Genomic DNA, 26,611 nt, shown 5'->3' on the forward strand with positions numbered 1-26,611 from the left:
AACTGAAAGGTCCCTTAGCCATGGACCCCGACGGCACGGGCTGCTAACCTCCCCGCCATGGCCACCGACCCTGTCCCTCTTGACTGGCTGCTGGATTCCGACCCCGCCCTGCGCTGGCAGGTGGAACGGGACCTCGCCGGGGCCGCGCCGGAGGTGTGGCGGGAGACCCGGGCCAAGGTGGCACGGGAAGGCTTCGGTGCCAGGCTGCTGGAGCTGCAGGACCCGGACGGCCAATGGGACGGCGGTGCCTACTTTCCCGGCGGCTACCAGTTCGCCCCGGACGAAGAAGGCCAGCCCTGGACCGCCACCACCTGGTCACTGAACGCCCTGCGCGATTGGGGCGTGGACGCAGAAGAGCTGGCCGGTACGGCGGAGCGGCTGTTGGCCAACAGCCGCTGGGAATATGACGACTTGCCGTACTGGGACGGCGAGGTGGACTGCTGCATCAACGCGTTTACGCTCGCCAACGGTGCGTGGCTGGGTGCGGACGTGTCCGGCCTGGCCCCCTGGTTCGTGGAGCACCGGCTGCCCGACGGCGGGTGGAACTGTGAGTGGGTGGAAGGCTCCACCCGCTCGTCCTTCCACTCCACACTCAACGTGCTGAAGGGCCTGCTGTACTTCGAGCAGGTGGGCTTCGGGAACGCGGAGCTGACCGCAGCCCGGCACTCAGGCGAGGAATACCTGCTGGAGCGGCGCCTGCTGTACCGCCTGGCCACGGGGGAGCAGGTGGCTGACTGGCCCTGCCGCTTCGCCTACCCCTTCCGCTGGTTCTACAGCGCACTGAATGCGGCGGACTACTTCCGCGCTGCGGCCTTGCATGACGGCGCTGAAGCCAACCGCCCGACGCCGGACCCGCGCCTTGCCGATGCCATCGAGCTGATCCGCGCGGCGCGGCAGCCGGACGGGACCTGGATCCAGGAGCGCAGGCATCCGGGCAAGGTGTGGTTCGAGATCGATGCGCCTGCGGGTCAGCCGTCCAAGTGGTTGACCCTCCACGGCGCGCGCGTCCTGGAGTGGTGGGACGGGGCGCGGCTGGGGTAAAGCCCGGTTACTTATGGGCCAAGTCATATTCTTGCCTGTGGCGGAACTCACTCTTAGGCTTCTGATATATGAGTTGTATGTCACATCGCTAGCGCGGAAACCAGAAGGGAACAATTCTCAATGAGCTATCCGGCCGGGACTGCAACGTCCGCGGACACTCCCAAGTCATCCGCCCCCATGCCAAAAGAGACCAGTTCCAGCTTCAAACGCCGCTTCATGGTGCGGCTCGTCGCTGTCTTCATCGGGGGCATGTTCCTCGACGGGTACATCCTCGGGATCATCGGCCCCGTCACCGGACTCATGCGCTCGGATCTCCAGCTGAATGAGTTGTCCCTGGGCCTGATCGCCGCCGGCCCGCTGGTCGGCATCTTCGTCGGATCCCCGCTGGCAGGCTGGGCCACCGACAAGTTCGGACGCAAACCCATGTTCCTCGTGGACATGGGCCTGTTCGTGGCCGCCTCGGCAGCCCAGTTCTTCGTGACGTCCGGAGATGGAGCCGTGATCCAGCTGGCCATCATCCGGTTCTTCATGGGCGTCGCGATCGGTGGCGAATACTCCATCGGCGGGCCGTTGCTATCAGAGTTCTCTCCTCCAAAACTCCGCGGACGGCTGCTCGGGCTGACCTTGATCGCCTGGTACGTCGGCTTCATGGTGGCGTTCATCGTCGGCACGCTCCTTCACGATGCCGGCACGCCATGGCGCGTGGTCATCGGTACGAGCACGATCCTCGCGGTCCTGCTGTTCGTGGCCCGCATCGGCCTCCCCGAATCGCCGAGCTGGCTCATTACGAAAGGACGGCACGAGGAAGCACTCGTGATCGCCCACAGGTACATCGAATCGCCCCAGATGCATGACAGCATCACCGAAGAGATCGACCTGAGGGCGATCCAGGAAGCCGAAGCCGCGAAGAGCCGGACAAAGATCAAAGGCCCCTCCTTCGGAATGCTGTTCTCCCGGCAATACTGGCGCACCACCCTCTTTACCGCGGGCTTTTGGTTCTGCGCGGTCACGCCGTACTTCGCGATCGCGACCTTCGCTGACGAAGTGCTCAAGCAGTTCGGCTTCGGAGGCGGCTGGGCCGGCGGGGTCGGCCTGTCCGCACTCGCGGCGGCCGGCGTCGTCATCACGGTCCTCCTCATCGACAGGCTCGGGCGCCGGATCCTCACCGTGCCGGGCCAGTGGATTTGCGCCGGCATCCTGCTGGTCATCGGAGTCTGGGCGGAAGCGCCGGCGATCCTCGTGCTCGCCTTGTTCCTCGCGTTCTCCTTCTTCAACGCCGGCTACACCACGATGACCCAGGTCTATCCGGCAGAGGTGTTCCCGGGCCATCTCCGTGGGATCGGCATGGGCTTTGCAGCGGCCTTCAGCCGCATCGGAGCAGCACTCGGCACCTTCGCCCTGCCGTGGGCGATCAGCAATTTCGGCATGGGTCCGAGCATGGTGGTTGCCGCCGCCGTCGCATTCCTCGGTGCAGTCCTTTCGCAATGGCTCGCGCCGGAGACGAAGGGACGCACCCTCGCGGAGATCTCAGCAGACTTCTCCCACTGACGGGGCGCTGACTGACACCGGGCCTGGCGCTGACGTCGAGTCAGCGCCAGGGCTTGGATCCTCCGGGTCGGTCGGCCGGACTCAGGATGCCTGCGGCGCCTCGGTGACCTCGAGCCCTTGGCTGCGCACGCGCTCGCGGCCCCATTCGCCGAGGGGAAGCAGGGCCTCGTTGAGGGAGGCGCCGGCGTCGGTCAATGAGTACTCCACCTTCGGCGGAACCTCGGCGTATACCTGTCGGTGGATGAGGCCGTCTGCTTCCATTTCGCGCAGGTGCTGGGTGAGCATTTTCTCGCTGACGCCCGGAAGCGCGCGGCGGAGTTCGGCGAAACGCCGGATGCCATGTGAGTGGAGTTCCCACAGGACCAGGCCCTTCCACTTGCCGCTCACGACGTCCAGCGCGGCGTCGATCCCGCAGATGTACGGCCCGGTTCTTGGCGACTTGGCCACCCTGCCCCCTTACTAATTGGTAAGTACCCCAGTAATTAGTGGGTACTTACCGAATAACCATGACTCCACCAGCATGGAGGCATGACACTCACCGCATCAAGCCCCGCATCCGTTACCGTGATCGGCCTCGGCCCCATGGGCCAAGCCATGACCCGCACCCTCCTCGACGCCGGCCACCCCGTGACGGTCTGGAACCGGACCCCTCGCCGTGCCGACGGCGTGGTGGCGGCCGGCGCCCGGCTGGCCGCCTCGCCGGAAGAGGCGCTGGAGGCAAGCGGACTCATCCTCCTCAGCCTGACCGACTACCAGGCCATGTACGACATCCTGGGCGGCGCAACGGCGTCGCTGCGCGGCCGGGCCCTCGTGAACCTCAGCTCAGACACGCCAGCCGCGACACGGGAAGCCGCTGACTGGGCACGCTCGCACGGAGCGTCCTTCCTGACCGGCGGAGTGATGGTTCCCGCCCCGATGATCGGGACGGAGCGTGCCTACGCCTACTACAGCGGGGACGAAGAAGCCTTTGTCCCGCACCAGGAAACCCTGGCACGGATCGGCAGCCCCCGCTTCCTGGGAGCTGATCCCGGGCGGGCGCAGCTGATGTACCAGGCGCACCTGGACCTCTTCCTCACCACCTTGTCCGGCTTCGCGCACGCCACCGCGCTCGTGGGTTCGGCGGGCATCACCGCCGAAGACTTCCTGCCCGAGGTCCTCCAGCTCTTCCATGCCATCCCGGACATGATCGCCCCCGACGGGATCGGCAGGCTCGGCGCCCGCATCGACGCCGGCGAGCACCCGGGCGAAGGAAGCAACGTGATCATGATGGGCGCCACTGCGGACCACATCCTCGCAGCAAGCAGGAGCGTCGGAGTGGACACCGCCCTGCCCGCCGCCGTGCAGGAGCACTACCGCAAGGCGATCGCCGACGGCGGCGGCACGGACGGCTGGACCCGGATCATCAGCGGCATCAGCGCACCGCGCTACGCCGCCGCCCGCAGCTAATCCAGCCAAGGCTAATCCAGCAGCCCGTCCGTGTACTGCAGCGCGATCCACAGCTCGGCCCGGGCGTTGGCGTCGTTGAGGTCCAGGCCCAGCAATTCGCCCAGCTGCCCGATCTGCCGACGGACGCTGTTGCGGTGCAGGCCCATGCGTTTGGCCGTACCGTCCCAGCTGCCGTTCTCGGCCAGCCAGCCGCGGAGGACAGCCAGCAGCGGGTCCCGCTTGCCGGCGTCGAGCCCCAACAAAGGCTCCAGCAGGCGGGAGGCGAGCATGGTCCCTGCCTCCCGCCCCAGCAGGCCCGTGACGCTCCAGCTGACCTCGTCCACCCTGGCGCTGCGCCCGCTGGACTGGACCCGGGCGCGCAGCGAGGAAGCGCGCTGGTACGCGGCGGGCAGGCCACCGAGCTCCGTGGCGTCCCCGATTACCAGCCGCCAGCCGAGTTTCTCGATCTCGGCCACCAGGGTGTCGTCCACTTTCAGGCGGGTGATTGCAGCGAATCCGTAGTCGGTGATTTCCACGAGCTTGGTGTCGAAGAGCCGCCGCCATTGCAGCAGCTCACGCACCGGGCTGTCCCCGGCTGGCCATTCGGGGGAATCAGCCTTGATGCCCTGCACCACGCGCACGGCAGCGGAACGGCTGGAGGACAGGCTTTGCGCCAGCAGGTCCTTGAGGCCGTTCACGTGGCGCGTGCTCCCGCTCTCCAAGCTGTCCGGATGCAGTAGCAGCGCCGTGGCCAGCTGGCTGGGCGCGAGCGATCCGCTGGTGCGCTGCCGGACCAGCAGCTCCAGCAGGCCCACCACCGACTGCACCACGCTGTTCTGCGCCGGGGTCAGGGCGTGGTCGGAGCCGAGGATGAGCGCGCCCAGGTTGGCGTCCTTGGTGCTGCGCAGCGGATGGCCGAACACCATGGCCGAGCCCGGCTGCTCGAAGCCGTCCATCTCCACGCGCGGACCGCTGCCGGAGAGCAGGCGTTGCAGCATCGGCTCCAGCAGTGAAAGGTCGACGCCGGAGCTGCCGCCGGCCGGGCCGACGGACGTTGCGGTGCCGCTCCCTGCCGTTCCGCTGATGCTCTGCGCCCGGGCGCGCACGCGGCCGTCCGCGCCGAACAGCTGGGCCCACACCGGAACCCGCTGGACGAGGGCGGCCAGTAGCTCGTGTTCGGGCCTGGGGGAGAGGACGGCACGCATGAGCTGCCGGTTGATCTCCGCGAGCTGCCGGAAGGCCTTCGCGTTGTCCGATTCCAGAAGCTGCGAGAACTCCAGGCCGATCGCGGCGAACGGTATGGATTCCGGGACCTCGATCAGGGTGAGGCCGTGGCGGCGGCAGGCATCGAGCAGGCCTTCGGGGACGTCGTCGAAATAGGGCCGCACGCCGAAGCCCAAGGCGCGCACCTTCGCGGCCACCAAGCGCCGGACGTAGGCGTCCAGCCGTTCCGGGGTGCCGCCGTCGCCGCGGAACGGCAGGCCCGCGGTCAGCAGGAATTCGCCCTCCGGAACATAGGGCGTGGGGTCTTCCAGCTCGCTGGGTTCCACCCAGCGCAGCGGTTCGGCGGCGGCTCCCTTGCCGGCGTCGTGCAGGATCCGCATCCCGGGCGGCAGGGTGGCGAGCAGCTGCTCCAGCGTGACGGCGCCGAGCGGGCCTTCCGGCGGCGCGGACACTGCGCCGGCGGAGTCTCCGGAAGCCCCGGCCGGGGCCGGTTCTTCGTGTGCATTACGTCTCATGTAAGTTGACTATAGGTCACTTTGCACCATCTTGAGAGCTGGCTCACAAGATACCGTTGACCAAGGAAATCGCACGCACTTCGAAGGGACGTCAACGGTGACTGTGTCCGCCCACCCCGCAACAAAGGCCGGCCGCCCCGGCCTCGGCGCACAGTTGCTGCGCCGCAAGCCCATCGGCCAGATGGTCCAGGAGGCCGGCAACGGCGAAGGCGGCACCGCGCTGCGCCGCAGCTTCGGCGTCTTCCAGCTGACCATGATCAGCGTGGGTGCCACCCTCGGCACCGGCATCCTGGTGATCCTGGGCGAATCCGTGCCGCTGGCCGGCCCCGCCATCTGGATCTCCTTCGTGATCGCCGGCATCGCGGCCCTGCTGTCCGCCGTGTCCTACGCCGAAATGGCCGGACTCGTGCCGGTGGCCGGTTCCAGCTACTCCTACTCCTACGCCACCATGGGCGAAGGCATGGCCTGGATCTGCGGCTGGTGCCTGGTCCTCGAATACGCCGTTTCCGTGGCCGCCGTCGCGGTCGGAGCGGGCCAGTACGTCAACGAAACGCTCAACATCTTCGGCCTGGCCCTTCCGGATGCCCTGGCCGCACCTCCGGGCGAAGGCGGCGCGGTGAACCTCTCCGCCGTGGTGATCGTGGTCCTGGCCATGCTGCTGCTGGTCCGGGGTGCCAAGGAAAGTGCCTGGATCAACACCGCGATCGTTGCCGTGAAGGTGGGCATCCTGGTCTTCTTCTGCGCCGTGGCCTTCACCGCCTTCAACGCCGGCAACTTCGAACCGCTCCTCCCGATGGGCGCCGCGGGCGTTTCCGCCGCCGCCTCCACCGTGTTCTTCTCCTACATCGGCTTCGACGCCGCCTCCACCGCAGGCGAAGAAGCCCGGAACCCCAAGCGCGACCTGCCCCGCGCCATCATGCTGTCCATGCTGATCGTCACCACCATCTACGTCCTGGTGGCAGTGGCCGCCATCGGCGCCCGCCCCTGGAACTGGTTCGACGGCACGGAAGCCGCCCTGGTGCAGATCCTCGAAGAGACCACCCACCAGCCGTGGATCGCCCTCGTGTTCGCCGTCGGCGCCGTCCTGGCCATCGCCTCGATCGTCCTCACCGTGCTCTACGGCCAGACCCGCATCCTGCTCTCCATGTCCCGCGACGGCATGGTCCCGGGCATCTTCGGCCGCGTCTCCCGCCGCACCGGCACCCCGGTGGCCGGCACGCTGATCGTGGGCATCGCCGTCGCGCTCACTGCCGGATTCGTGCCGCTCGGCGCGCTGGCGGACGCCACCAGCATCGGCACACTCTTCGCCTTCGCCCTGGTGAACGTCGCCGTCATCTACCTGCGCCGCAACCGCCCGGACCTCAAGCGCAACTTCCGCGTGCCGCTGTACCCCATCACTCCCATCCTGGGCACGCTGATGTGCGCCTACCTGATGGCCAACCTGGGCGTCGACACCTGGCTGACCTTCGGTGGCTGGATGCTGGTGGGTGCCGCCATCTACTTCGGCTACGGACGCCGACACTCGAAGGTAGCCGCCCTCAGCGAGCAGGACTACCGTGAACTATCCGCCGGGGTTCCCAACGACCCCGCAACCGCGAAGGCAGAACTCTGATGACCACCGCCACCGAATTGCCCGCAGCCGTTCCCTCGGACCTCCCTGGTGCCCCGGAGCAGGACGGCGCTGCGCCCATCACCATGCTGAACCCGGACTTTCCGTTCAGCTACGACCACTACCTGGAGAACCCGGCCGGCCTGGGCAGCATCCCGGAAGAGCTCCACGGCACGGAGGTGGCTGTGGTCGGCGCCGGCGTCTCCGGCCTGGTCACCGCTTACGAACTGATGAAGCTCGGCCTCAAGCCCGTGGTCTACGAGGCCGACCAGATCGGCGGACGCCTGCGCACCGCCTCCTTCCCGGCCGCGCCCGGCGTGGTGGCGGACCTCGGCGGCATGCGCTTCCCGGTCTCCAGCAAGGCGCTGTACCACTACATCGACAAGCTGGGCCTCGAAACCCAGGACTTCCCAAACCCGCTGGCACCGCCCACCTCCAGCACGGTGATCGAGCTCAAAGGCGAGAAGTTCTACGCCGAAAAGGCCACGGACCTGCCGGAGTTCTTCCACGAAGTGGCAGATGCCTGGCGCGCCGCCCTGCGCGAAGACGCCCGCTTCGAAGAGATGCAGGAAGCCATCAAGGCCCGGGACACCGCCCGGATCAAGGACTTGTGGAACGGGCTGCTGGAGGACTTCGATGAGGAGACCTTCTCCGGCTTCGTGGCCAAGAGCCGTGCCTTCAAGGAGGCCGGCTTCGCGCACCGTGAAGCCTTCGGCCAGGTGGGCTTCGGCACCGGCGGCTGGGACACCGACTTCCCCAACTCCATCCTCGAAATCCTCCGCGTCGTGTACACCGACGCAGACGACCACCACCGCGGCATCGCCGGGGGAGCGCAGCGGCTGCCCGAGGCACTCTGGAACCACGCGCCGTCGGGCATGGTCCACTGGCCGGACGGCACCTCCCTGGCGTCCCTGCACTCCGGTTCGCCGCGCGGCGCCGTGGCGGCAATCGCCCGCGTGAAGGACGACGACGGCGCCCCCACCTCCCGGATCGCCGTCACCGAACGCTGGGGCCGCACCACGGAATACGCCGCCGTCGTGACCACCTGCCAGTCCTGGCTGCTGTCCACCCGCATCAAGACCGAGGAAGCACTCTTCCCGGCCGAGCTGTGGACCGCGATCGAGCGCTCGCACTACATGCAGTCCTCCAAGACCTTCGTGATGGTGGACCGCCCGTTCTGGAAGGATCGCGACCCGAAGACCGGCCAGGAAGTCATGTCCATGACCCTGACCGACCGCCTCACCCGCGGCACCTACCTTCTGGACAACGGCCCGGACCAGCCCGCCGTCATCCTGCTCTCCTACACCTGGAACGACGACGCCCTGAAGTGGCTGAGCCTGGACGCCGAACAGCGCGCGGACCTCATGATCCACTCCCTGGAGCAGATCTACCCGGGCCTGGACATCCGCAGCCACATCGTGGGCCAGCCGATCACCGTGTCCTGGGAAGCCGACCCCAACTTCATGGGCGCCTTCAAGGCCAACCTGCCGGGCCACTACCGCTACCAGCAGCGCCTGTACACGCACTTCGAGCAGTCCGCACTGGCGCCGGAGCACCGTGGCATCTTCCTGGCCGGCGACGACGTCTCCTGGACGGCTGGCTGGGCCGAAGGCGCCGTCACGACGGGCCTGAACGCGGTGTGGGGCGTCGTGAACCACCTGGGCGGTGCGTCCGCTCCGGGCAACCCCGGCCCCGGCGAACTGCTTGCCGAGTACGGCCCGATCAGCCTGGACTAACCCCCGGTGGTTGAGCTTGTCGAAACCAGGCTTGTCGAACCCCCGGTGGTTGAGCCTGTCGAAACCAAGCTCAACCGCCGGCGTGCATGTCCCTGTGCGCCGCCGCGAGCTCCACGTAGTGCGCGGCGTTGTGCTTCACGCCCTCGAATTCCTCGTCACTGAGCTCCCGGCGAACCTTCGCCGGGACGCCGGCGACGAGCGAGCGGGGAGGGATGACCGTGCCTTCCAGGACGACGGCGCCAGCGGCCACGAGCGAGCCACTGCCGATCACCGCGCCGTTGAGGATGGTGGCGCTCATGCCAATGAGGCAGTCGTCTTCCACAGTGCATCCGTGCACGACGGCGGAGTGCCCCACACTGACGCGCTCGCCCACCGTGCAGGGGAAGCCGGGATCCGCGTGCAGCACCACGTTGTCCTGCAGGTTCGAGCCCGCGCCTACGCTGATGGCGGCGGTATCCGCGCGCACGGACACCCCGTAGAAGGCGCTGGCGTTTTCGCCCAGGCTGGCGTTGCCGATGATCGAGGCGCTGGGGGCCACGAAAGCCGTTTCATGGATCTCCGGGGTGTCCCCGGCGAAAGTGTAAATGGGAGCCATGCTGGCAAGCTTAACGGAGCCCCTTCACTGGGGCGCCGGGCCCTGCGGATTGTGACCGGGGGTCCGCAGCACCAGGAACTGGTAGTGCTGCACCCACTGCCCGGCGCCGGGACCGGACTCCGGGCCTTGGCCTTCCGGCCAGGTTTCGAAGTGCTCCACGGTGCCGTGCCTGCCGAAAATTTCCCGCACGGTGGCGTCGCTGCGGCGGCTGAAGAAGCGCCGCGGTTCGATGTCGTCCTCCGGGTTCAGCACCTCGTCATCCTCACCTGACCAGAGCCCGACGGCGAGCGGCGCACCCGGTGCGGTGACCCGCACGAGTTCGCTGACGACGTCGTCAATTGCTCTGTTAGGAACGTGCAGGAGGGTGCTCATCGTCCAGGCGGCCGGGAACGCGGCATCCGCAAACGGCAGGGCGCGGCCACTGGCCACGGAGGCGTCCAGGCCCTTGGTGCGGGCCAGCCGCACGCTTTCCTCCGAGAGGTCCACGCCGCAGTAGTGCAGCCCGGCCTGGACGAAGCCCAGGCCGTCCCAGCCGGATCCGCAGCCCAGTTCCAGCAGCGAATGGCGGTGCTCGGACTTGAGCAGCCGGGTGAACCATTCCCTGCAGGCCACCCGCCGGGAGGTCAGCGGCCGTGCGTCCCGGGCTGCGGCCTCACGGTTGTAGTACGCCGCGAGCTCGGCCTCGTGGTCGTTTTCAGGATCGCCGTGCCGGGCGTTTCCGTCCATGTTCCAAGGCTAGACCCGTTGCCGGTGAAGGGTGCTCCTAGTTGAAGACGACCGTGCGGTTGCCGTCCAGCAGCACACGGTGCTCGGCGTGCCACTGCACGGCCTGCGCCAGGGTGCGGCCTTCCACGTCCCGGCCCATCTGCACGAACTGCGCCGCCGTGCGGGCGTGGTCCACGCGGATGACTTCCTGCTCGATGATCGGTCCCTCGTCCAGGTCCGCCGTGACGTAGTGGGCGGTGGCGCCGATGAGCTTCACGCCGCGGGCGTGGGCCTGGTGGTACGGCTTGGCGCCCTTGAAGGACGGCAGGAAGGAGTGGTGGATGTTGATGGCCTTGCCGTTGAGCTCGGCGCAGAGTTCGTTGGAGAGCACCTGCATGTAGCGCGCCAGGACGGTCAGTTCGACGTCGTGTTCCTTGATCAGGTCCAGCAGCTGCGCCTCGGCCTGCTGCTTAGTGTCTGCGGTGACCGGAATGTGGTGGAAGGGGATGCCGTAGAACTCGGCCAGGCCTTCGAGGTCGCGGTGGTTGGACACGATGGCGGGCACATCGATGGGCAGGGTGCCGCTGCGCTGCTGGAACAGGAGGTCGTTGAGGCAGTGGGCGTCCTTGGAACCCATGATGAGGGTGCGCAGCTTGCGGCCCACGGGGTTGATGTCCCAATTCATGCCGAACTCCGCGGCCACCGGCTCCAGGGCCGCGGTCAGCTCATCCTGGGTAGCGGAGGTCGTGGCCTCGACGCGCATGAAGAAGTTCCCGGTGGTGGTACTGCCGTACTGCTGGGAATCGGCGATGTTGCAGCCGGCCTGGAGCAGCGCTCCGGCGACGGCGTGGACGATTCCGGGGCGGTCCGGGCAGGACAGGGTTACAACAAACGATGCGGGAAGGGCGGAGTCAATCACCACATAAGCCTACCGTCGCGCGGCTGCCGTGCTGTTCGCGGCTGCTGTACTGTTAAAGCCGTCGCGACTGGCGTTGGGTGGTGAACCACCAGGGAGCGGCACGGATGAAGACCACGGATCGTACGCCTGGGCCGAGGGTCACGTTTTACCTTTGGCCCGCCCTGCCTCATCAATAAAAATTTCCCGTAATTATGAGGCATTCGGGATATGCCAGACGGTAGCCTGACCTTTGAGTAGTACCACGTTGCCTAGCCAGGAGATCTTTGTGTCGACCAACCTCACCTCCGCGACCATCAGCAACCAGCCGCTAGCCGAACTCGACCCCGAGATCGCAGCCGTCCTGGAACAGGAACTCGGCCGCCAGCGCGGCACCTTGGAAATGATCGCCTCCGAAAACTTCGCCCCCCGCGCCGTCATGGAAGCACAGGGCTCCGTACTGACCAACAAGTACGCCGAGGGATACCCGGGCAAGCGCTACTACGGCGGCTGCGAATACGTCGATGTCGCCGAAAACCTGGCCATCAGCCGCGTCAAGGACCTCTTCGGCGCCGAATTCGCCAACGTCCAGCCGCACTCCGGTGCGCAGGCCAACGCCGCCGCCCTCTCCGCCCTGATCAACCCGGGCGACAAGATCCTCGGCCTCTCCCTGGCCCACGGCGGCCACCTGACCCACGGCATGAAGCTGAACTTCTCCGGCAAGCTGTACGAAGTTGCCGCCTACCAGGTGGAAGAAGACAGCTTCCGCGTGGACATGGACAAGCTGCGCGAGCAGGCCCTGGCCGAAAAGCCGCAGGTCATCATCGCCGGCTGGTCCGCGTACCCGCGCCACCTCGACTTCGCCGCCTTCCGCTCCATCGCGGACGAGGTTGGCGCCTACCTGTGGACCGACATGGCCCACTTCGCCGGCCTGGTGGCCGCGGGCCTGCACCCGAGCCCGGTGCCGTACGCCGACGTCGTCACTTCCACCGTGCACAAGACCCTGGCCGGCCCGCGTTCGGGCGTGATCCTCGCCAAGGAAGAGTTCGGCAAGAAGATCAACTCCAACGTCTTCCCCGGCCAGCAGGGCGGCCCGCTCATGCACGTCATCGCGGCCAAGGCCGTGGCCTTCAAGATCGCAGGCAGCGCGGAATTCAAGGAGCGCCAGGAGCGCGTCCTGGAAGGCGCCAAGATCATCGCCGACCGCCTCACGCAGTCCGACGTCGCCGAAGCCGGCGTCTCGGTCCTTACCGGCGGCACCGATGTGCACCTCGTCCTGGTGGACCTGCGCAACTCCCAGCTGGACGGCCAGCAGGCCGAAGATCTCCTGCACTCCGTGGGCATCACGGTCAACCGCAACGCCGTGCCGTTCGACCCGCGCCCGCCGATGGTCACCTCCGGCCTGCGCATCGGCACCCCCGCCCTGGCCACCCGTGGCTTCGGCGCTGCCGAGTTCACCGAGGTCGCGGACATCATCGCCACCGCCCTCAAGGCCGGCTCCGCCACCGACGTCGAGGCCCTGCAGGCCCGCGTCGACAAGCTTGCCGCAGACTTCCCCCTTTACCCCGAGCACGAACAGTGGTGAACGCATCGATGGCACAGACCGCCAAGATCCTCGACGGCAAGGCAGCTTCTGCCTCCATCAAGGCCGAACTGAGCGAACGCGTTGCCGCGCTCAAGGCCCGTGGCGTGACCCCGGGCATCGCCACGGTGCTGGTCGGCGCCGATCCGGCCTCGCAGTTGTACGTCGGCATGAAGCACAAGCAGTCCAAGGCGATCGGGATGAACTCGATCCAGAAGGAACTGCCGGCGGACGCCACCCAGGAGCAGGTCGAAGCCGTCATTGACGAGCTCAACGCGGACCCGTCCTGCCACGGCTACATCGTGCAGCTGCCGCTGCCGAAGCACCTGGACACGGACGCGATCCTCGAGCGCATCGATCCCGCCAAGGACGCTGACGGGCTGCACCCGACCAACCTCGGGCGCCTGGTGCTCAACGTCAACGGCAAGATCGACACGCCGCTGCCGTGCACGCCCCGCGGCGTGATCGAGCTGCTCCTGCGCAACGACTACGACCTCAAGGGCAAGCACGTGGTGGTCGTCGGCCGCGGCGTGACCATCGGCCGGCCGATGCCGCTCCTGCTCACGCGCCGCGAAATCAACGCAACCGTCACGGTCGTCCACACGGGCACCCCCAACATGTCCGAACTGCTGAAGCAGGCCGACGTGATCGTGGGTGCCGCCGGGGCGAAGCACATCGTCAAGGCCGAAGACGTGAAGCCCGGCGCCGCCGTGCTGGACGTCGGTGTCACCCGCGAAACGGATCCGGAGACCGGGAAGAACAAGATCTACGGAGACGTCGAGCCCGCCGTGGCCGAGGTCGCCGGATACATCTCGCCGAACCCGGGCGGCGTCGGTCCCATGACCGTCGCCCTGCTCATGACCAATGTCGTGGAAGCCGCGGAACGGGCAGCCGACCGCGCCTAAGCGTCACCTGAACACACGCCCGACGACGGCGGCAACCACACTGGTTGCCGCCGTCGCCGTCTTTCCGGGGTACTGGAGCGCCTACTTCAGTTGTCCGCGGATCTCGCCGCCCGGGAACGTGGTGCTGTAAACGTTGACGTAATAGCTCCCAGGATCGGCGGCGATGGCCTCAAGATCCACGGGCGGCAGCGTCATGCATGTATCAATCGTCCAATCGGTTCCGGTCGAGGTAATCAGCCCAAAAGACCTGGGACCGTCGGCGTTGCGCGGAGCAAAGCCGATCTCGGCGCCAACATCCGGGCCGGTGAGGTTGCGCACTGTGAGGGTGTAGCAGAACTGTGCGCCGCCACTGATGCGGTAGGAGAAGAAGCCGCTGGCGCCTGTCCTTGCTTTAGCGGTCACCTGTCCGGGGTTAAGCGGGATCGTCGGAGTGCCCGACGATTTTGCGGCGGCGGGGCCGGCGCCGGCCAGTGCGAGGGCGGTGGCGGCGCCGAGGGCGGCGATGGCTTTGAAGGTAGCGGGCATGAGGTGTCCTTCCTATGGCGGAAGCCTGAACAGGCAAAAGGCATCGGGCGGAGTGTCCCGGAAGTCCCACGCTACGCCGCGGCGCCTTCCCGCGCGACAGCGCCCCGTGCTACTCCCGGGGGAGTACCTGGCCTACACCGTCCGCCCGACGACGCCGGGCGCCGCGGGGGATAGTCTCGGATCATGCAGGCACGGGACGGCTTCAGGCGCAGAATGCGGCGCACAGGTCCGCCCACGTCCTTCATCGCCCTTGCCGTGGCTTTGGTTCAAGTGCTTGGGACGGCCTTCGCGGCCAGTCACCAGGATTCCGGCCGCTCACTGGACGCCCTGGCTTTCGTCCTGCTGCTGGCGGGCCCGGCCGCGCTCCTGCTGCGCCGCCGTATGCCGGCGCTCATGGTTCCCCTGACGTTCGCCGCCGCTCTTGCCTACCTCCTGGCCGGGTATCCATGGGGTCCCGTGGTGGTTTCCTTCGCGGTGTCGCTCGTGCTGACGGCGGCTGCCGGGTTGCGCTGGTTGGCATGGTCGGGCGCAGCGGGTGCTGCCGCCGTCGTACTGAGCTGGGCGCTGCTGAGTGGCGACCCCGCGTGGCCCTTGCGGTCTTCGGCGGCCGCGGGCTGGGCTGTGATCCTCGTCCTTCTCGGTGAGGGAATCCGCCGGCGGCGGGAACGGATCGCCGAATACCGGCGACGGCGCGCGGCCGCCGAGCAAGCGGCCCAGGACGAATACCGCCTCACTCTCGCCCGGGACATCCACGATGTCGTGGCGCACTCGCTCTCCATGATCAACGTCCAGGCCTCCGTGGCGCTGCACCTCGGAAGCGAGGATCCCGAGCGCCTCCGCCCGGCCCTGGAAGCCATCAAGGCAGCCAGTAAGGAATCCCTCGCCGAGGTCCGCCAGCTCCTGGGGGTCCTGCGGGAAGATGTTCCGCTGCACCCGGGCGCCCGGCCCGGACTGGCGCGGATTCCGGAGCTCGTGGAGCACGCCCGGCAGGCGGGGCTGACTGTTGAGCTGGCGGCTTCCGCGGATCCTTCCGCCGTGGCCCCGGCACCCCAGGAAGCGGCCTACCGGGTGGTCCAGGAGGCGCTCAGCAATATCCGCCGGCACTCCAGCGCGGAGACCGCCGTCGTGCGGCTCGCCTTGGCCGGGGACACGCTTGAGGTGACGGTCGACGACGACGGCGCCGGCCTGGACCAGTCGAAACAGGGGAGCGCGGCGCCCGGCAACGGACTCACCGGTATGCGGGAGCGCGTGGAGGCGCTGGGCGGTACGCTCGCCCTGCTGCCGTTGCATCCAGGGCTTCGCGTGGAAGCCAGGCTCCCCGCCGGGGAAAGGACCGAGCCATGATCCGCATCCTGCTGGCCGACGACCAGACCCTCATCCGCGCCGGCTTCCGCGCCCTGCTGGACGCCGAACCTGACATGCAGGTGGTGGGCGAGGCAGGCAGCGGCCGGGACGCCGTCGCGCAGGCACTCCGCGAGGCTCCGGACGTGGTGCTCATGGATATCCGCATGCCCGACGGCGACGGCCTGGACGCCACCCGCCGGATCCTCGCCGAACCGCGCCTGGCAGGCACCCGGATCATCATCCTCACCACCTTCGAACTGGACGAATACATCGCCGAGGCCGTCCGTGCCGGCGCCGCCGGCTTCCTGCTGAAGGATACGGAACCTGCGGAGTTGATCCGTGCGGTGCGCGTAGTGCACGACGGCGACGCCCTCCTCTCGCCGTCAGTGACCCGACGCATCATGGCCCAGTTGGCAGTGCACAGCAGGGCGGCCGCGGAACCCGCGGAACTGGAACAGATCACGGAACGGGAACGCGAAGTGCTTGCCCTGGTGGGCGAGGGGCTGAACAACGCCGAAATCGCGGAGCGCCTGTTCATCACTCCGCTGACCGCCAAGACCCACGTCTCCCGGATCATGAACAAGCTGATGGTGCGGGACCGGGCCCAGCTGGTGGTGTTGGCCTATGAATCAGGCCTGGTGCGGCCCGGCTGGACCGGCTGAGCCTCCCGTCCAAGGGCCGGAGCAGGGGCCTGCCTCCCTGGGGAGTAGGCGGCAGGCGTGGATTGCCTCCTCCGGGCAGACGCGCTGCGGAGCCTGGAAAAACAGACTGGATACAGAGCCGGAACACGGCTTGGACGGCCCGGAAATGCCGGGCCCGAAAACGCCAAGAGTTTGGACCTGACATGTTCACATCATTGAGCACCGCTGCCGGCGCCGTCGCAGCGAACCTGCCGGCCGGCATCGCCGCCCATGGGCCATGGAACGGCGGAGGATTCTGGCCCTGGTTCCTGCTGATCCCGCTGTTCTGGATCCTGGTGATCGGTTTCTTCGTCTTCTTCATGCGCCGGAGCTGGCGGCACAACCACCATTGGGCCGCCACTCAGGGCGCTGAAGGCGTCCTCCGTGAACGCTACGCACGCGGCGAGATCGACGAAACCGAATACCGCCAGCGCCTGGAAGTGCTGCGCGCGAACCCGAAGTAGCGCGGAGCCGTGCCGCCCGGGAACCCGGGCGGCGCAAGCGGCTGGGCGGGATTGCTCCAGAAAGTTGTGCAATAGCTCTTTCACGTTTCCGTGGACTCAATTAGTGTGCTGAGGGTGCAGAATGAAGCCACCCGCTCCGAAACCACACCACCAAGCACCCGGATGAACCCTGACGCTGTGATCCGCGCAGACATGCTGCGCAAAGAATACGGTGACGTCACCGCCGTCGACGGCATCTCCTTCGAGGTCCCGCCGGGTGAGTCCTTCGGCCTGCTCGGCCCCAACGGCGCCGGCAAGTCCACCACCATGAAGATGATCGGCGGTGTCTCCCGCCGTACCTCCGGAACCCTGGACATCATGGGCCTCGATCCGGACGAGAACGGGCCGGAGGTCCGTGCCCATCTCGGCGTGGTCCCGCAGCAGGACAACCTGGACGAGGAATTGCGCGTCCGCGAAAACCTCATCGTGTACGGCCGGTACTTCGGCCTGCCGCTGAGCTACCTGCGGCCCAAGGCGGACGAGCTGCTGGAATTCGCCCAGCTCACGGACAAGGCGAAGTCCCGCGTGGACGCGCTCTCCGGCGGCATGAAGCGGCGCCTCACCATCGCGCGCTCGCTGATCAACGAACCCAAGATCCTCCTCCTGGACGAGCCCACCACCGGCCTGGATCCGCAGGCCCGGCACATCCTCTGGGATCGGCTCTTCCGGCTCAAGGAACAGGGCGTCACGCTCATCCTCACCACGCACTACATGGACGAAGCCGAACAGCTCTGCGACCGGCTGATCGTGGTGGACAAGGGCCGGATCATGGCCGAAGGCTCGCCGTCGTCCCTGATCCGGGACCACTCCACCCGCGAAGTCCTGGAACTGCGCTTCGGCTCGGAACGCAACGCCACCATCGGCGCCGAGCTCGTGGGCATCGGCGAACGGCTCGAAACCCTGCCGGACCGCGTGCTGATCTACGCCGACGACGGCGAGGCCGCCCTGGAACAGGTGTCCGCCCGCGGCCTGCACCCGCTGACCTCCCTGGTGCGCCGCTCCTCGCTGGAGGACGTGTTCCTCCGCCTGACCGGTCGGAGCCTCATTGACTGACACCACAGGAAAACAGATCCCGACGGCGGCCCCCGCCTTGCGGGCGCATCCTCCTGCCGTCTCGGCCGCGCGGGCCCGGCGCTGGGGGGCCTTCTTCTACGCCGAGCAGGTGCTGCGGGTGATGCGGGGCTATTCCTGGTCCTTCATCATGTACAGCATCGCCCAGCCCGCGGCCTACCTCTTCGCGATGGGCGTCGGCCTGGCAACCCTGGTGGACGCCAACGGCGCGGCGGCGTTCGGCGGCGTGAGCTACCTGCAGTTCATCGCCCCGGCCTTGATCGTCTCGGCCGCGGTCATGACTGCCTCCGGGGATTTCTCCTACCCGATCATGGACGGATTCAAGTGGCGCCGGGTGTTCTACGGTCCCCACGCCTCCCCGCTGGAACCGCAGCAGATCGCCGCCGGACATGTCCTGGCCACGGTGTTGAAGTTCCTGGTTCAGTCCGTGGCGTACTTCGTCATCGTGGCCTTGTTCGGCGGTTCGCCGGGCGGATGGGGCTGGATGTCCGCGATCGTGGCCACCGTGGCCGGTTTGTCCTTCGGTCTTCCGCTCATGGCCTATTCGTCCAGCATCACCAAGGACAGCGGGCAGTTCGCCCTGGTGCAGCGCTTCATCGTGGTGCCCTTGTTCCTCTTCTCCGGGACGTTCTTCCCGCTGGAGTCGCTGCCGCTGGCGGTGCGCTGGATCGGCTGGATCTCCCCGGTATGGCACGGCACGGAGCTCGGGCGGGTCTTCACCTATGGCATGGAGGAAAACCCGGTCCTCACCGTGGTCCACGTGGTGTTCCTGCTGGCGACGGCGGCAAGCGGCTGGGTGCTGACCCGGAGGCAGTTCGTGAAAAGGATGGGCCAATGAGCACGATCGCCTCCGGGCAGGGCCAACCGCAAGGCCAACCGCACAGCGTCACCGAGGCTGCCCGGCAACGGAAATTCGGTGCGCTGTATTCGCGCAACGTGCGCTCCGTCGTCGCACGCGGCCTCATGGCCGCCAAGAGCAGCACCTGGCTGATCCTGGTCTCCGGCTTCTTCGAACCGGTGCTGTACCTGATCGCCATGGGCGTGGGCCTGGGCACGATCGTGGGTGACGTCGAAGGCCCGGGCGGGCAGATGATCAGTTACGCGGCGTATATCGCCCCGGCGCTGCTGGCCGTCTCGGCCATGAACGGTGCCGTGTACGACTCCACGTGGAACGTCTTCTTCAAGATGAACTTCGCCAAGCTGTACCAGGGCATGCTCTACACCTCGCTGGGGCCGCTTGATGTGGCCATGGGTGAGACCGTGCTGGCGCTCCTGCGCGGCTTCCTGTACGCCACCGGCTTCACCGCCGTAATGGGCGTGATGGGGCTGCTCACCACGCCCTCGGCGGTGCTGATGATCCCGGCGTCGCTGCTGATCGCTTTCGGCTTCGCGAGCCTGGGCATGGGGATCACCAGCTTCATGAAGACGTTCCAGCAGATGGACTGGATCAACTTCTTCATGCTGCCCATGTTCCTGTTCAGCGCCACCTTCTATCCGTTGAGCGTCTACCCGGAAAGCATCCAGTGGCTGATCCAGGCCATGCCGCTCTGGCACGGGGTGGAATTGCTGCGGCAGATCAGCGTTGGCGTGTTCAGCCCGGCTACCGCCATCCACATCGGCTACTACCTGGTGATGATCGTCATCGGCGTCACGCTCACGACGGGACGACTGCGGGCGCTTTTCCTGAAGTAGTACTCGTACTGAAGCCGCCCCGGACGGAAGCCTCGGCTGCCCGGCACCCGGGGCAGCAGGCCTCAGGCGCCGGCGTCGATCTTGTCCATCGGCAGCCGCGAGTTTTCGCGCAGCCCCCAGGAGCACAGCCCCATCACAGCCAGCGCGGACACCGTGTAAACCACGACGCCGGTGGGATCGCCGTTGCCCGCGATCAGCAGCGCCGTGGCCACCGTGGCCGCGGTGCCGCCGCCGAGGGCCGAGCCGATCTGGTAGCTCGCGGAGATCGCCGAGTACCGGGACGACGCCGGGAACTGCTCCCCGAGGAACGCCGGCAGCGGTCCCTGCGGAACCGTGTTCAGCGCGCCGCCCAGCGTGAACATCAGCAGCGCCAGCCAGCCGATGTGGCCTTCGATTGCCGGGAAGAAGGCGATGAAGTAGGCGATCAGCATCGCGGCGCCGCCCACCATCACGGGCTTGCGTCCGATCCGGTCGGAGAGCATGGCTGCCAGCGGGGCCGCGATGACGCTTGCCACGGCCCCCCACAGCTGGAAGGTGATGGACTCGCTTTCGGTGTAGCCGTGTTGCACCACGTAGGACATCAGGAACACAGTGGCAATGTAGGTGAAGGTGTTGTAGCCGTAGCTCACGCCGATCGAGAGCAGGATTTCGCGGGGCCGGGATTTGAGCGCGGCCAGCAGCGGAACCCGCGGAGCCTCGCCGCCCGCCGGGCGCTCCTCCTCGGGCAGTTTCAGGCGGGCGAAGAGTCCCACGAGCACCAGCAGCCCGCCGATCCAGAACGGTACGCGCCAGGCGAAGCCGGTGATCTGGCCGCCGCTCAACACGTCCGTCAGCGAGAACACCCCGGAGCCCAGGAGCACTCCGATGCCGATGCCCATGCTCGTGAAGCTGCCCCACAGGCCGCGCTTCCCGGCGGGTGCGGATTCGATGCCGAGCAGCGCAGCGCCGCCCCATTCGCCGCCGGCGGAGAACCCCTGGAGGAGCCGGAGCAGGATGAGCAGCAGGGGAGCAGCGGCTCCGATCGTGTCGGCTCCGGGCAGGCAGCCGATCAGGAAGGTGCTCCCGCCCATGACCAGGAGCGTCAGGATGAGGACGTTGCGCCGGCCGGCCCTGTCGCCGAAATGGCCCAGCACGATGCCGCCAAGGGGTCGGGCAAGGAAGCCCGCGCCGAACGATGCGAAGGCCACCAGCGTCCCGGTCAGGGCGTCAAGTTCCGGGAAGAACAGCTTCGGGAAGACGAGGGCTGCGGCGAGCCCGTAGATGGTGAAGTCATAGAACTCCAGTGCGGTGCCGAAGCAGGAGATGAAGAAGGTGCGGGCGGCCGAGACCGGAGGGCGGGTTTTCGACACAGCGCCGGGTCGAAGATCGTGGGACACAGGAGGTCCTTTCAGGGGAGTTGGGGGTCAGAAGGTGCTGAAGCCGGTCCGGGCGGCCTCGGCCGGGTTGTCGGCAGCGTAGTGAAGGGTGCAGTCCGAGGTGTCCACGCTGATGGTCAGCAGGGTGCGCCACTGTTCGTGCAGGGGAACCGCGGTGTCCGGGTGGAAGCACACGACGGCGGAGCCGCCGGCGGTACCGCAGAACGTGCGGGCGCGCTCGGCCACCCCGAGTCCGGCGAGGTCCGCTGCCACACTACCCAGGTGCGCGAGCCGCTGCGTGCTGAGCGCCTCCGCATCGATGCCGTCCTCCCGGGCAAGTTCCGGATCCAGGAAGTGGTTGGTGTGCAGCAGCCAGCCATCCTCTGCGGCATCCACGACGGCGGTGCCCGCCGGGGAGACCTCGATGCTCACGGCCCGCCGGGGAACGTCCGCTGCGGTGAAGACGGTGTACACGGTGGACGCACTGACGGTGGCCGAAGCGGCGATCGCGATGGCCTCGTCGATCGTGGCGGCTTCGTCCAGGATCCGGCGGGCGATCGCGTGCACCGGCACGCCCGCGGAGTCGTTGTCGCTGGCGTGGGACAGGATGTTGAAGTGCAGTCCGAGCCCGGCGCTGTTCACGCCGATCTTGGCCGCGGTGCCGAACTCGGTGAACATCTTGACGGTCCGCCCGGGCGCCGGGCTGAATTCGAGCAGCAGGCCCTCGGGCGTCAGGTCGTCATGCCAGTCCCAGGTCTGCATGGTCTGCGGTGCGGCAGGCCCGGCAGGCGCGTAGACCGCCGTCGAGCATTCATGGGAACCGGTCTTGCGCGGTGCCGCGGCGAGGATTTCGGTGCGGGCGGCCACCACGGAAAACTCCCAGGGCTCGAGTCCGGCACCGTCGGCCCAGCCCTCAGCTTCCTCGGCAAGCGCCGGGCTCCACGCCCGCAGTGCCTCGTGGCTGCGCTCGGCGATGGAGCGCACGGACTGCGGGTCCATGCCGATCGTTGCGAAGAAATCCTGGTACAGCTTCGCGGTGCGGCGGGTCTGCGCATCCCAGCTACGGCCGAGGTCCAGGCCGCGCTCGCGGGGGCCGGCCGCTGTGGAGGTGTGGCGGTGAAGCTGCATTTGGGGTCTCCTTCGGATGCCGTCGGGATGACGTGGATCACTAACAGCGCCCAAGCTACGGAACAAAAACGTTTTTGTATAATTGCCGGAAAGTTACGGAAAAGGAGCGCAGCATGGCCAGGGATCCGCACGCGGGAGTGACCATCCGGGACGTTGCCCGCCGGGCCGGTGTTTCCATCACCACCGTTTCGCACGCCCTCAACGGCAAGGGCGCCATCGGGGATGCCACCCGCGAACGCGTGCGCGCCGTCGCGGAGGAGATGGGCTACGTGGCCGACGCCATGGCCCGTGGCCTCCGCAGCTCCCGCATGGACGCCATCGGGCTGGTGTTCCGCTCGCTGGACAGCCTGGGCGACTACGGGCCCAACGGCGTCGACGTCTTCATGCGCATCGCCGGCGCCGCCGCCGCCGAAACCCTCAATCGGAACCTGGGCCTCATGCTCGTCCCGGACCTCAGCCGCGGCAAGCTGCCGCCGTTCTCCATGTCCCTGGACGGCTACATCGTCTTCACCCCGCACCTGGACGACCCCGTGGTGGACCTCCTGCGCAAGCGGCGGATCCCGTACGTCACCTGGGATCGCGACCCCAGCCGCCCCGACTTCCAGCACTGGGTCTCGCACGACGACGCCGCCTCGACGGAGCGTGTGCTGGACCATCTCGCCGCAGCCGGCGCCCGGGAGGTCAGCTATGTCGGCGGTACGGACAGGAACGCATGGAACCTCGACAGCGAGGCCGCGTACCTCGAATGGTGCGCCCGGCGCGGGCTGGCGCCCCGGGTGTACCACGTGCCGGAACGCTCAGGGGTCGACGGCGGCCGGGAAGCGGCGGCGCGGTTCCTCGCCGACGGCGTCCTGGCCGGCGGAGGGCAGGGCGCTGTGTACTGCCTTACCGGCCGCCACGCCAGCGGGGTGGCGCAGTTCCTGCAGGAGCAAGGCCTGCGGATTCCCGAGGATGTGTTGCTGTGCAGCGGCGCGGATTCCGAGCACACCCGGCAAAGCCAGCCGGCCATCTCCGGACTGGACGTGGACACCACTGCGGCGGCGCAGGCACTCGTGGAAACCCTCTGCGCACTGATGGACGGAAAGCCGTATCCCGGCCCCCGCTTACTGCCGGCCCTCTTCCACGAACGGGAGTCCACGGCAGGGTTGTTCGCCCGAGGTGGAAGCGTCCCCGGGCGCCCGTGAGAGTTTGCGACAATGGGGGAATGCAATCTCTTGGCGACCCCCAGTCTTCCGTTCCGTCCCAGGCCCCTGCGCAGGGCTTGTTCAAGGGTTTCCGCATCGGCGGGCTCGGCATGACCGTGGTGCTCATCGCCTTCCTGGTGGCAGTGATCTTCGCGGCCAACCAGAACGACGTCGTGGGCTGGATCGTCGCCGTCATTTCGCTGGGCTGGCTGCTCCTCGCGGCCTTCGTGGTGTTCAGCATCCAGAAGGCAGCGCGCAAAGCCAGCCAGAAGTTCTCGGAAGCGCAGAACGCCTTCAACGCGGCAACCGGCCGTGCGCCGTCGTCATCGAGCGCCGACCACGGCGGCACCCGGGTGGTGGCTGAGCGCAGCGAAGCGGACGATATCCGCGACCTCAAGCTGGACCACTCCTTCAAGATCGTCCAGGTCCAGGTCCGCGTGATCGAGGACGAGCGCGCCAAGGGCGGGGAAGCCAACCAGGACACCATCAACCGGGCACTGGAGACCATCGCCATTACGTCCTCCAACGCCCGCGACATGATCAAGTCCCCGGGTGATTCCGGCGAGCCCGTGACCGGCACCATCATCGATTAGAGTAAGCGGGTGAGCACGGCATTGAAGAAGGATTTCCTTCGCATCGCAACGGTCAACGTCAACGGCCTCCGGGCCGCCTACCGCAAGGGCATGGCCGAATGGCTGGAGCCCCGGGATGTGGACATCCTGTGCCTGCAGGAAGTCCGCGCACCTGACGCGATCGTCCGCGAACTGATCGGCGAAGGCTGGCACATCCTGCACGCCGAGGCCGAGGCGAAGGGCCGCGCAGGTGTGGCCATCGCTTCCCGCCAGGAACCGGTTGCCACCCGCGTGGGCATCGGCGACGACTACTTCGCCACTGCCGGCCGCTGGGTCGAGGCCGATTTCACCGTCAAGACCGCTGCCGGCGCGGACACCACCCTGACCGTCGTCAGCGCCTACGTGCACTCCGGTGAGGTGGACACCCCCAAGCAGGTGGACAAGTACCGCTTCCTGGACGTCATGATCAACCGCCTGCCGGAGCTCGCCAAGCACAGCGACCACGCCTTGGTGGTCGGCGACCTCAACGTCGGGCACACGGAACTCGACATCAAGAACTGGAAGGGCAACACGAAGCGGGCAGGCTTCCTCCTGGAGGAACGCGCCTACTTCGACCGCTTCTTCGGCGAGGAAATCGGATGGAGGGATGTCCACAGGGGCCTGGCGGGAGCCATTGACGGCCCCTACACGTGGTGGTCCCAGCGCGGCAAGGCCTTTGACACGGACACTGGCTGGCGCATCGATTACCACATGGCCACCCCGGGCCTCGCCGACGCCGCAATCGTGGCGGTGGTGGACCGGGCTGCGTCCTATGACACCCGCTTCTCCGACCACGCCCCGCTGGTAGTGGACTACCGGCTCTAAGCCCCGGACGGCAGCATGGACTGCCGCCACCCAAGGACACCATGAATCACACAACCATTACCGAAGACGAGCTGCTCTCTGCGCACGACGGACGTGCCCCGCGCGTGCTGTCCGGAATGCAGCCCTCCGCGGACTCCCTGCACCTGGGAAACTACCTCGGTGCCCTGGTCAACTGGGTCAAGGCCCAGGAGGACTACGACTCCTTCTACTTCATCCCGGACATGCACGCCATCACGGTGCCGCACGATCCCGCCGACCTCGCTGAACGTACGCGCCGCACCGTGGCCCAGTACATCGCGGGCGGCATCGACATCGAGAAGTCCACCTTGTTTGTCCAGTCCCATGTGCCTGAGCATGCGCAGCTGGCCTGGATCATGATGTGCCTGACGGGCTTCGGTGAGGCCTCCCGCATGACCCAGTTCAAGGACAAGTCCGCCAAGCTGGGATCAGATTCGGTTGGCGTGGGGCTCTTCACCTATCCCATGCTGATGGCCGCCGACATCCTGCTCTACAACCCGGATGCCGTGCCGGTGGGCGATGACCAGAAGCAGCACGTGGAGCTGGCCCGCGATCTTGCGCAGCGCTTCAACCACCGCTTCGGCGAGACCTTCATTGTTCCGAAGGGGTTGATCCGCAAGGACGGCGCCCGGATCTACGACCTCCAGGACCCCACGTCCAAGATGTCCAAGTCTGCCTCGAGCCCGAACGGCCTGATCAACATCCTGGACGAGCCCAAGGTCATCGCCAAGCGCATCAAGTCCGCCGTCACGGACGCCGGCACCGAGGTCAGTTACGACCGGCAGGAAAAGCCCGGCGTCAGCAACCTGCTCGAGATCCTTTCCACGGTCTCGGACACCTCGGTGGAGACGCTCGTGAAGGAATTCGAAGGCAAGATGTACGGGCACCTGAAGGTGGCCGTGGCGGACGCCGTCGTGGAGCGCCTGGAACCCATCCGCAAGCGCACCTTCGAACTGCTCGAAGACCCGGCGGAACTGGACCGCCTGCTGGCCCGCGGTGCCGAGAAGGCCCGTGCGGTGGCAGCTCCTGTCCTTGCCGACGTCTACAAGAAGGTCGGCTTCCTCGCCCCGGCAGGACAGGCCCTCTAGGACCATGGTCCCCGCCAGCAAGCTCACGGCAGAGGCCGGTCCCCGCACCGCGGGGACCGGCCCGGCCGCGGGCACCCTGGCCGGGACCACGCCGTCGGCCGCTTCGGCCACGGCAGGCTGCGGCGGCGACAATCCGATGTGCGTCGGCATCATCCTGGGCTTCCCGCCGGACATCGCCGCGGAACTGCAGCAATGGCGGGCATCCTTCGGCGACCCCATGGCGGACGTCATTCCCGCGCACATCACCCTGGTCACCACCACGCCGGCCCGGGACTGGGAAGCCACCACCCGGCACGTACGCAGCATCGCAGTCCGGCAGGCGCCCTTCACGGTCACCATCTCCGGCACGGGCTCCTTCCGCCCGGTCTCTCCCGTGGTCTTCCTGAAGGTCGAAGACGGCTTCGGCGAGTGCGTTGCCCTGCATGAACAGCTGCAGAGCGGCCCGCTGGAACGCGAGCTCCCCTTCCCGTACCACCCCCACGTCACGGTGGCCCACGACGTCGCCCCCGAGAACCTCGACGAAGCCGAAACCGTCCTCAAGGACTACAGCGCCACGTTCCCTGTGGTTAGCATGGGACTCTACGAGCACGACAGCAACGGGATCTGGCAGCTACGGGAAGAGTTCGACTTTGGCGGCGATACTGACGAAGCAGAGACTGACCAAACAGCGGCTGACAAAGCGCAGGAAGGCTCCGAACGGGGCTGAAGAAGCACCCTTGCCCACCGAGCTCGCCAAGCTCAGGGTGGTGTTGATCCACCGCAAACTTGAATGGGGCAAGGCCCGGCGCTCCGGGCAGGGAATTGCCG

26 protein-coding genes are annotated in these 26,611 nt (G+C 67.4%); 18 read left to right on the forward strand and 8 right to left on the reverse strand.

Annotated features, from left to right (window positions below):
* Positions 1-57 precede the first annotated feature (57 nt).
* Together BIU82_RS12665 and BIU82_RS12670 are read left to right on the forward strand one after the other, a co-directional pair.
* On the forward strand, positions 58-1,041 hold the full coding sequence (locus tag BIU82_RS12665) for a squalene cyclase (RefSeq protein ID WP_070349812.1): 984 nt from the start codon (positions 58-60) through the stop codon (positions 1,039-1,041).
* A gap of 177 nt (positions 1,042-1,218) precedes the next feature.
* A complete protein-coding gene (locus BIU82_RS12670) occupies positions 1,219-2,589 on the forward strand; it encodes an MFS transporter (RefSeq protein ID WP_070349939.1) in 1,371 nt (456 codons plus the stop codon).
* An 81-nt stretch (positions 2,590-2,670) separates the two neighbouring features.
* On the opposite strand, the gene BIU82_RS12675 is transcribed toward BIU82_RS12670, so the two are convergent.
* Positions 2,671-3,036: a helix-turn-helix domain-containing protein gene (locus tag BIU82_RS12675; RefSeq protein WP_070349813.1), complete on the reverse strand. Its 366-nt coding sequence runs from the start codon at positions 3,034-3,036 to the stop codon at positions 2,671-2,673.
* 81 nt (positions 3,037-3,117) lie between these two features.
* On the opposite strand from BIU82_RS12675, the gene BIU82_RS12680 reads away from it, so the two are divergent.
* The gene (locus BIU82_RS12680; RefSeq protein WP_070349814.1) at positions 3,118-4,035 is read left to right on the forward strand and encodes an NAD(P)-binding domain-containing protein; all 918 of its coding nucleotides are present in this window, start codon (positions 3,118-3,120) and stop codon (positions 4,033-4,035) included.
* 11 nt (positions 4,036-4,046) lie between these two features.
* On the opposite strand, the gene BIU82_RS12685 is transcribed toward BIU82_RS12680, so the two are convergent.
* The gene (locus BIU82_RS12685; RefSeq protein WP_083292319.1) at positions 4,047-5,753 is read right to left on the reverse strand and encodes a PucR family transcriptional regulator; all 1,707 of its coding nucleotides are present in this window, start codon (positions 5,751-5,753) and stop codon (positions 4,047-4,049) included.
* 181 nt (positions 5,754-5,934) lie between these two features.
* On the opposite strand from BIU82_RS12685, the gene BIU82_RS12690 reads away from it, so the two are divergent.
* Positions 5,935-7,365, forward strand: a complete 1,431-nt coding sequence (locus BIU82_RS12690) for an amino acid permease (protein WP_083292331.1) — start codon at positions 5,935-5,937, stop codon at positions 7,363-7,365.
* Entirely contained in the window at positions 7,365-9,098 is a 1,734-nt protein-coding gene (locus BIU82_RS12695; RefSeq protein WP_171906542.1) for an NAD(P)/FAD-dependent oxidoreductase, read from the forward strand. Before BIU82_RS12690 ends, BIU82_RS12695 begins: the two co-directional genes overlap by 1 nt.
* 70 nt (positions 9,099-9,168) lie before the next feature.
* On the opposite strand, the gene BIU82_RS12700 is transcribed toward BIU82_RS12695, so the two are convergent.
* From BIU82_RS12700 to purU, 3 genes are read right to left on the reverse strand one after another with little or no spacing between them, the layout of a single operon-like run.
* Complete coding sequence (locus tag BIU82_RS12700) at positions 9,169-9,693, reverse strand: gamma carbonic anhydrase family protein (protein ID WP_070349817.1); 525 nt, start codon at positions 9,691-9,693, stop codon at positions 9,169-9,171.
* 24 nt (positions 9,694-9,717) lie between these two features.
* Positions 9,718-10,419 (reverse strand): class I SAM-dependent methyltransferase, encoded by a 702-nt coding sequence (locus BIU82_RS12705; protein WP_070349818.1) that lies wholly within the window; start codon positions 10,417-10,419, stop codon positions 9,718-9,720.
* Between the two features lie 37 nt (positions 10,420-10,456).
* On the reverse strand, positions 10,457-11,317 hold the full coding sequence (gene purU, locus BIU82_RS12710) for a formyltetrahydrofolate deformylase (RefSeq protein ID WP_070349941.1): 861 nt from the start codon (positions 11,315-11,317) through the stop codon (positions 10,457-10,459).
* Between the two features lie 265 nt (positions 11,318-11,582).
* Between purU and glyA the strand changes: the two genes are divergently transcribed.
* Together glyA and BIU82_RS12720 are read left to right on the forward strand one after the other, a co-directional pair.
* The gene (gene glyA, locus BIU82_RS12715; RefSeq protein WP_070349819.1) at positions 11,583-12,878 is read left to right on the forward strand and encodes a serine hydroxymethyltransferase; all 1,296 of its coding nucleotides are present in this window, start codon (positions 11,583-11,585) and stop codon (positions 12,876-12,878) included.
* An 8-nt stretch (positions 12,879-12,886) separates the two neighbouring features.
* Positions 12,887-13,780, forward strand: coding sequence for a bifunctional methylenetetrahydrofolate dehydrogenase/methenyltetrahydrofolate cyclohydrolase (locus tag BIU82_RS12720; RefSeq protein WP_070349942.1), 894 nt, complete (start codon positions 12,887-12,889; stop codon positions 13,778-13,780).
* A gap of 81 nt (positions 13,781-13,861) precedes the next feature.
* Here the strand turns inward: BIU82_RS12720 and BIU82_RS12725 are convergent, their stop codons facing one another.
* Positions 13,862-14,305, reverse strand: coding sequence for a CHRD domain-containing protein (locus BIU82_RS12725; protein WP_070349820.1), 444 nt, complete (start codon positions 14,303-14,305; stop codon positions 13,862-13,864).
* A gap of 183 nt (positions 14,306-14,488) precedes the next feature.
* Between BIU82_RS12725 and BIU82_RS12730 the strand changes: the two genes are divergently transcribed.
* From BIU82_RS12730 to BIU82_RS12755, 6 genes are all read left to right on the forward strand, one after another.
* A complete protein-coding gene (locus BIU82_RS12730; RefSeq protein WP_070349821.1) occupies positions 14,489-15,649 on the forward strand; it encodes a sensor histidine kinase in 1,161 nt (386 codons plus the stop codon).
* Positions 15,646-16,311, forward strand: a complete 666-nt coding sequence (locus BIU82_RS12735; protein WP_070349822.1) for a response regulator transcription factor — start codon at positions 15,646-15,648, stop codon at positions 16,309-16,311. The genes BIU82_RS12730 and BIU82_RS12735 overlap by 4 nt, the downstream gene beginning before the upstream one ends.
* 182 nt (positions 16,312-16,493) lie before the next feature.
* Positions 16,494-16,793, forward strand: coding sequence for an SHOCT domain-containing protein (locus BIU82_RS12740; protein WP_070349823.1), 300 nt, complete (start codon positions 16,494-16,496; stop codon positions 16,791-16,793).
* Positions 16,794-16,955: 162 nt separating this feature from the next.
* Positions 16,956-17,885, forward strand: a complete 930-nt coding sequence (locus tag BIU82_RS12745) for an ABC transporter ATP-binding protein (protein WP_070349824.1) — start codon at positions 16,956-16,958, stop codon at positions 17,883-17,885.
* A 16-nt stretch (positions 17,886-17,901) separates the two neighbouring features.
* Positions 17,902-18,741 carry an ABC transporter permease gene (locus tag BIU82_RS12750; RefSeq protein ID WP_070349943.1) on the forward strand — a complete coding sequence of 280 codons (840 nt, stop codon included), beginning with the start codon at positions 17,902-17,904 and terminating at the stop codon, positions 18,739-18,741.
* Positions 18,738-19,595, forward strand: coding sequence for an ABC transporter permease (locus BIU82_RS12755; protein WP_070349825.1), 858 nt, complete (start codon positions 18,738-18,740; stop codon positions 19,593-19,595). Before BIU82_RS12750 ends, BIU82_RS12755 begins: the two co-directional genes overlap by 4 nt.
* A 62-nt stretch (positions 19,596-19,657) precedes the next feature.
* Here the strand turns inward: BIU82_RS12755 and BIU82_RS12760 are convergent, their stop codons facing one another.
* Positions 19,658-20,971 carry an MFS transporter gene (locus BIU82_RS12760; RefSeq protein WP_253182772.1) on the reverse strand — a complete coding sequence of 438 codons (1,314 nt, stop codon included), beginning with the start codon at positions 20,969-20,971 and terminating at the stop codon, positions 19,658-19,660.
* A 27-nt stretch (positions 20,972-20,998) separates the two neighbouring features.
* Positions 20,999-22,078 carry a C45 family peptidase gene (locus tag BIU82_RS12765; protein ID WP_070349827.1) on the reverse strand — a complete coding sequence of 360 codons (1,080 nt, stop codon included), beginning with the start codon at positions 22,076-22,078 and terminating at the stop codon, positions 20,999-21,001.
* 113 nt (positions 22,079-22,191) lie between these two features.
* On the opposite strand from BIU82_RS12765, the gene BIU82_RS12770 reads away from it, so the two are divergent.
* From BIU82_RS12770 to BIU82_RS12790, 5 genes are all read left to right on the forward strand, one after another.
* Entirely contained in the window at positions 22,192-23,262 is a 1,071-nt protein-coding gene (locus tag BIU82_RS12770) for a LacI family DNA-binding transcriptional regulator (RefSeq protein WP_070349828.1), read from the forward strand.
* 20 nt (positions 23,263-23,282) lie between these two features.
* Complete coding sequence (locus BIU82_RS12775; RefSeq protein ID WP_070349829.1) at positions 23,283-23,855, forward strand: hypothetical protein; 573 nt, start codon at positions 23,283-23,285, stop codon at positions 23,853-23,855.
* A gap of 9 nt (positions 23,856-23,864) precedes the next feature.
* A complete protein-coding gene (locus BIU82_RS12780) occupies positions 23,865-24,698 on the forward strand; it encodes an exodeoxyribonuclease III (RefSeq protein ID WP_070349830.1) in 834 nt (277 codons plus the stop codon).
* A 41-nt stretch (positions 24,699-24,739) separates the two neighbouring features.
* On the forward strand, positions 24,740-25,804 hold the full coding sequence (gene trpS / locus BIU82_RS12785; protein WP_070349831.1) for a tryptophan--tRNA ligase: 1,065 nt from the start codon (positions 24,740-24,742) through the stop codon (positions 25,802-25,804).
* A 136-nt stretch (positions 25,805-25,940) separates the two neighbouring features.
* On the forward strand, positions 25,941-26,510 hold the full coding sequence (locus BIU82_RS12790) for a 2'-5' RNA ligase family protein (protein ID WP_253182779.1): 570 nt from the start codon (positions 25,941-25,943) through the stop codon (positions 26,508-26,510).
* Positions 26,511-26,611: the final 101 nt, after the last annotated feature.

The sequence above is a fragment of the Arthrobacter sp. SW1 genome (assembly GCF_001766675.1).
In the GTDB taxonomy this organism is placed as follows: domain Bacteria; phylum Actinomycetota; class Actinomycetes; order Actinomycetales; family Micrococcaceae; genus Arthrobacter.

What these genes read in the sequence shown, in the direction of transcription:
- BIU82_RS12720 (WP_070349942.1), top strand. Translation starts at nt 12,887, where the DNA reads ATGGCACAGACCGCCAAGATCCTCGACGGCAAGGCAGCTTCTGCCTCC.
- trpS (WP_070349831.1), top strand. Translation starts at nt 24,740, where the DNA reads ATGAATCACACAACCATTACCGAAGACGAGCTGCTCTCTGCGCACGAC.
- BIU82_RS12695 (WP_171906542.1), top strand. Translation starts at nt 7,365, where the DNA reads ATGACCACCGCCACCGAATTGCCCGCAGCCGTTCCCTCGGACCTCCCT.
- BIU82_RS12790 (WP_253182779.1), top strand. Translation starts at nt 25,941, where the DNA reads ATGTGCGTCGGCATCATCCTGGGCTTCCCGCCGGACATCGCCGCGGAA.
- BIU82_RS12670 (WP_070349939.1), top strand. Translation starts at nt 1,219, where the DNA reads ATGCCAAAAGAGACCAGTTCCAGCTTCAAACGCCGCTTCATGGTGCGG.
- BIU82_RS12680 (WP_070349814.1), top strand. Translation starts at nt 3,118, where the DNA reads ATGACACTCACCGCATCAAGCCCCGCATCCGTTACCGTGATCGGCCTC.
- BIU82_RS12730 (WP_070349821.1), top strand. Translation starts at nt 14,489, where the DNA reads ATGCAGGCACGGGACGGCTTCAGGCGCAGAATGCGGCGCACAGGTCCG.
- BIU82_RS12700 (WP_070349817.1), bottom strand. Translation starts at nt 9,693, where the DNA reads ATGGCTCCCATTTACACTTTCGCCGGGGACACCCCGGAGATCCATGAA.
- BIU82_RS12690 (WP_083292331.1), top strand. Translation starts at nt 5,935, where the DNA reads ATGGTCCAGGAGGCCGGCAACGGCGAAGGCGGCACCGCGCTGCGCCGC.
- BIU82_RS12725 (WP_070349820.1), bottom strand. Translation starts at nt 14,305, where the DNA reads ATGCCCGCTACCTTCAAAGCCATCGCCGCCCTCGGCGCCGCCACCGCC.
- BIU82_RS12705 (WP_070349818.1), bottom strand. Translation starts at nt 10,419, where the DNA reads ATGGACGGAAACGCCCGGCACGGCGATCCTGAAAACGACCACGAGGCC.
- BIU82_RS12745 (WP_070349824.1), top strand. Translation starts at nt 16,956, where the DNA reads ATGAACCCTGACGCTGTGATCCGCGCAGACATGCTGCGCAAAGAATAC.
- BIU82_RS12775 (WP_070349829.1), top strand. Translation starts at nt 23,283, where the DNA reads ATGCAATCTCTTGGCGACCCCCAGTCTTCCGTTCCGTCCCAGGCCCCT.
- BIU82_RS12740 (WP_070349823.1), top strand. Translation starts at nt 16,494, where the DNA reads ATGTTCACATCATTGAGCACCGCTGCCGGCGCCGTCGCAGCGAACCTG.
- BIU82_RS12770 (WP_070349828.1), top strand. Translation starts at nt 22,192, where the DNA reads ATGGCCAGGGATCCGCACGCGGGAGTGACCATCCGGGACGTTGCCCGC.
- BIU82_RS12735 (WP_070349822.1), top strand. Translation starts at nt 15,646, where the DNA reads ATGATCCGCATCCTGCTGGCCGACGACCAGACCCTCATCCGCGCCGGC.
- BIU82_RS12765 (WP_070349827.1), bottom strand. Translation starts at nt 22,078, where the DNA reads ATGCAGCTTCACCGCCACACCTCCACAGCGGCCGGCCCCCGCGAGCGC.
- BIU82_RS12685 (WP_083292319.1), bottom strand. Translation starts at nt 5,753, where the DNA reads ATGAGACGTAATGCACACGAAGAACCGGCCCCGGCCGGGGCTTCCGGA.
- BIU82_RS12665 (WP_070349812.1), top strand. Translation starts at nt 58, where the DNA reads ATGGCCACCGACCCTGTCCCTCTTGACTGGCTGCTGGATTCCGACCCC.
- BIU82_RS12755 (WP_070349825.1), top strand. Translation starts at nt 18,738, where the DNA reads ATGAGCACGATCGCCTCCGGGCAGGGCCAACCGCAAGGCCAACCGCAC.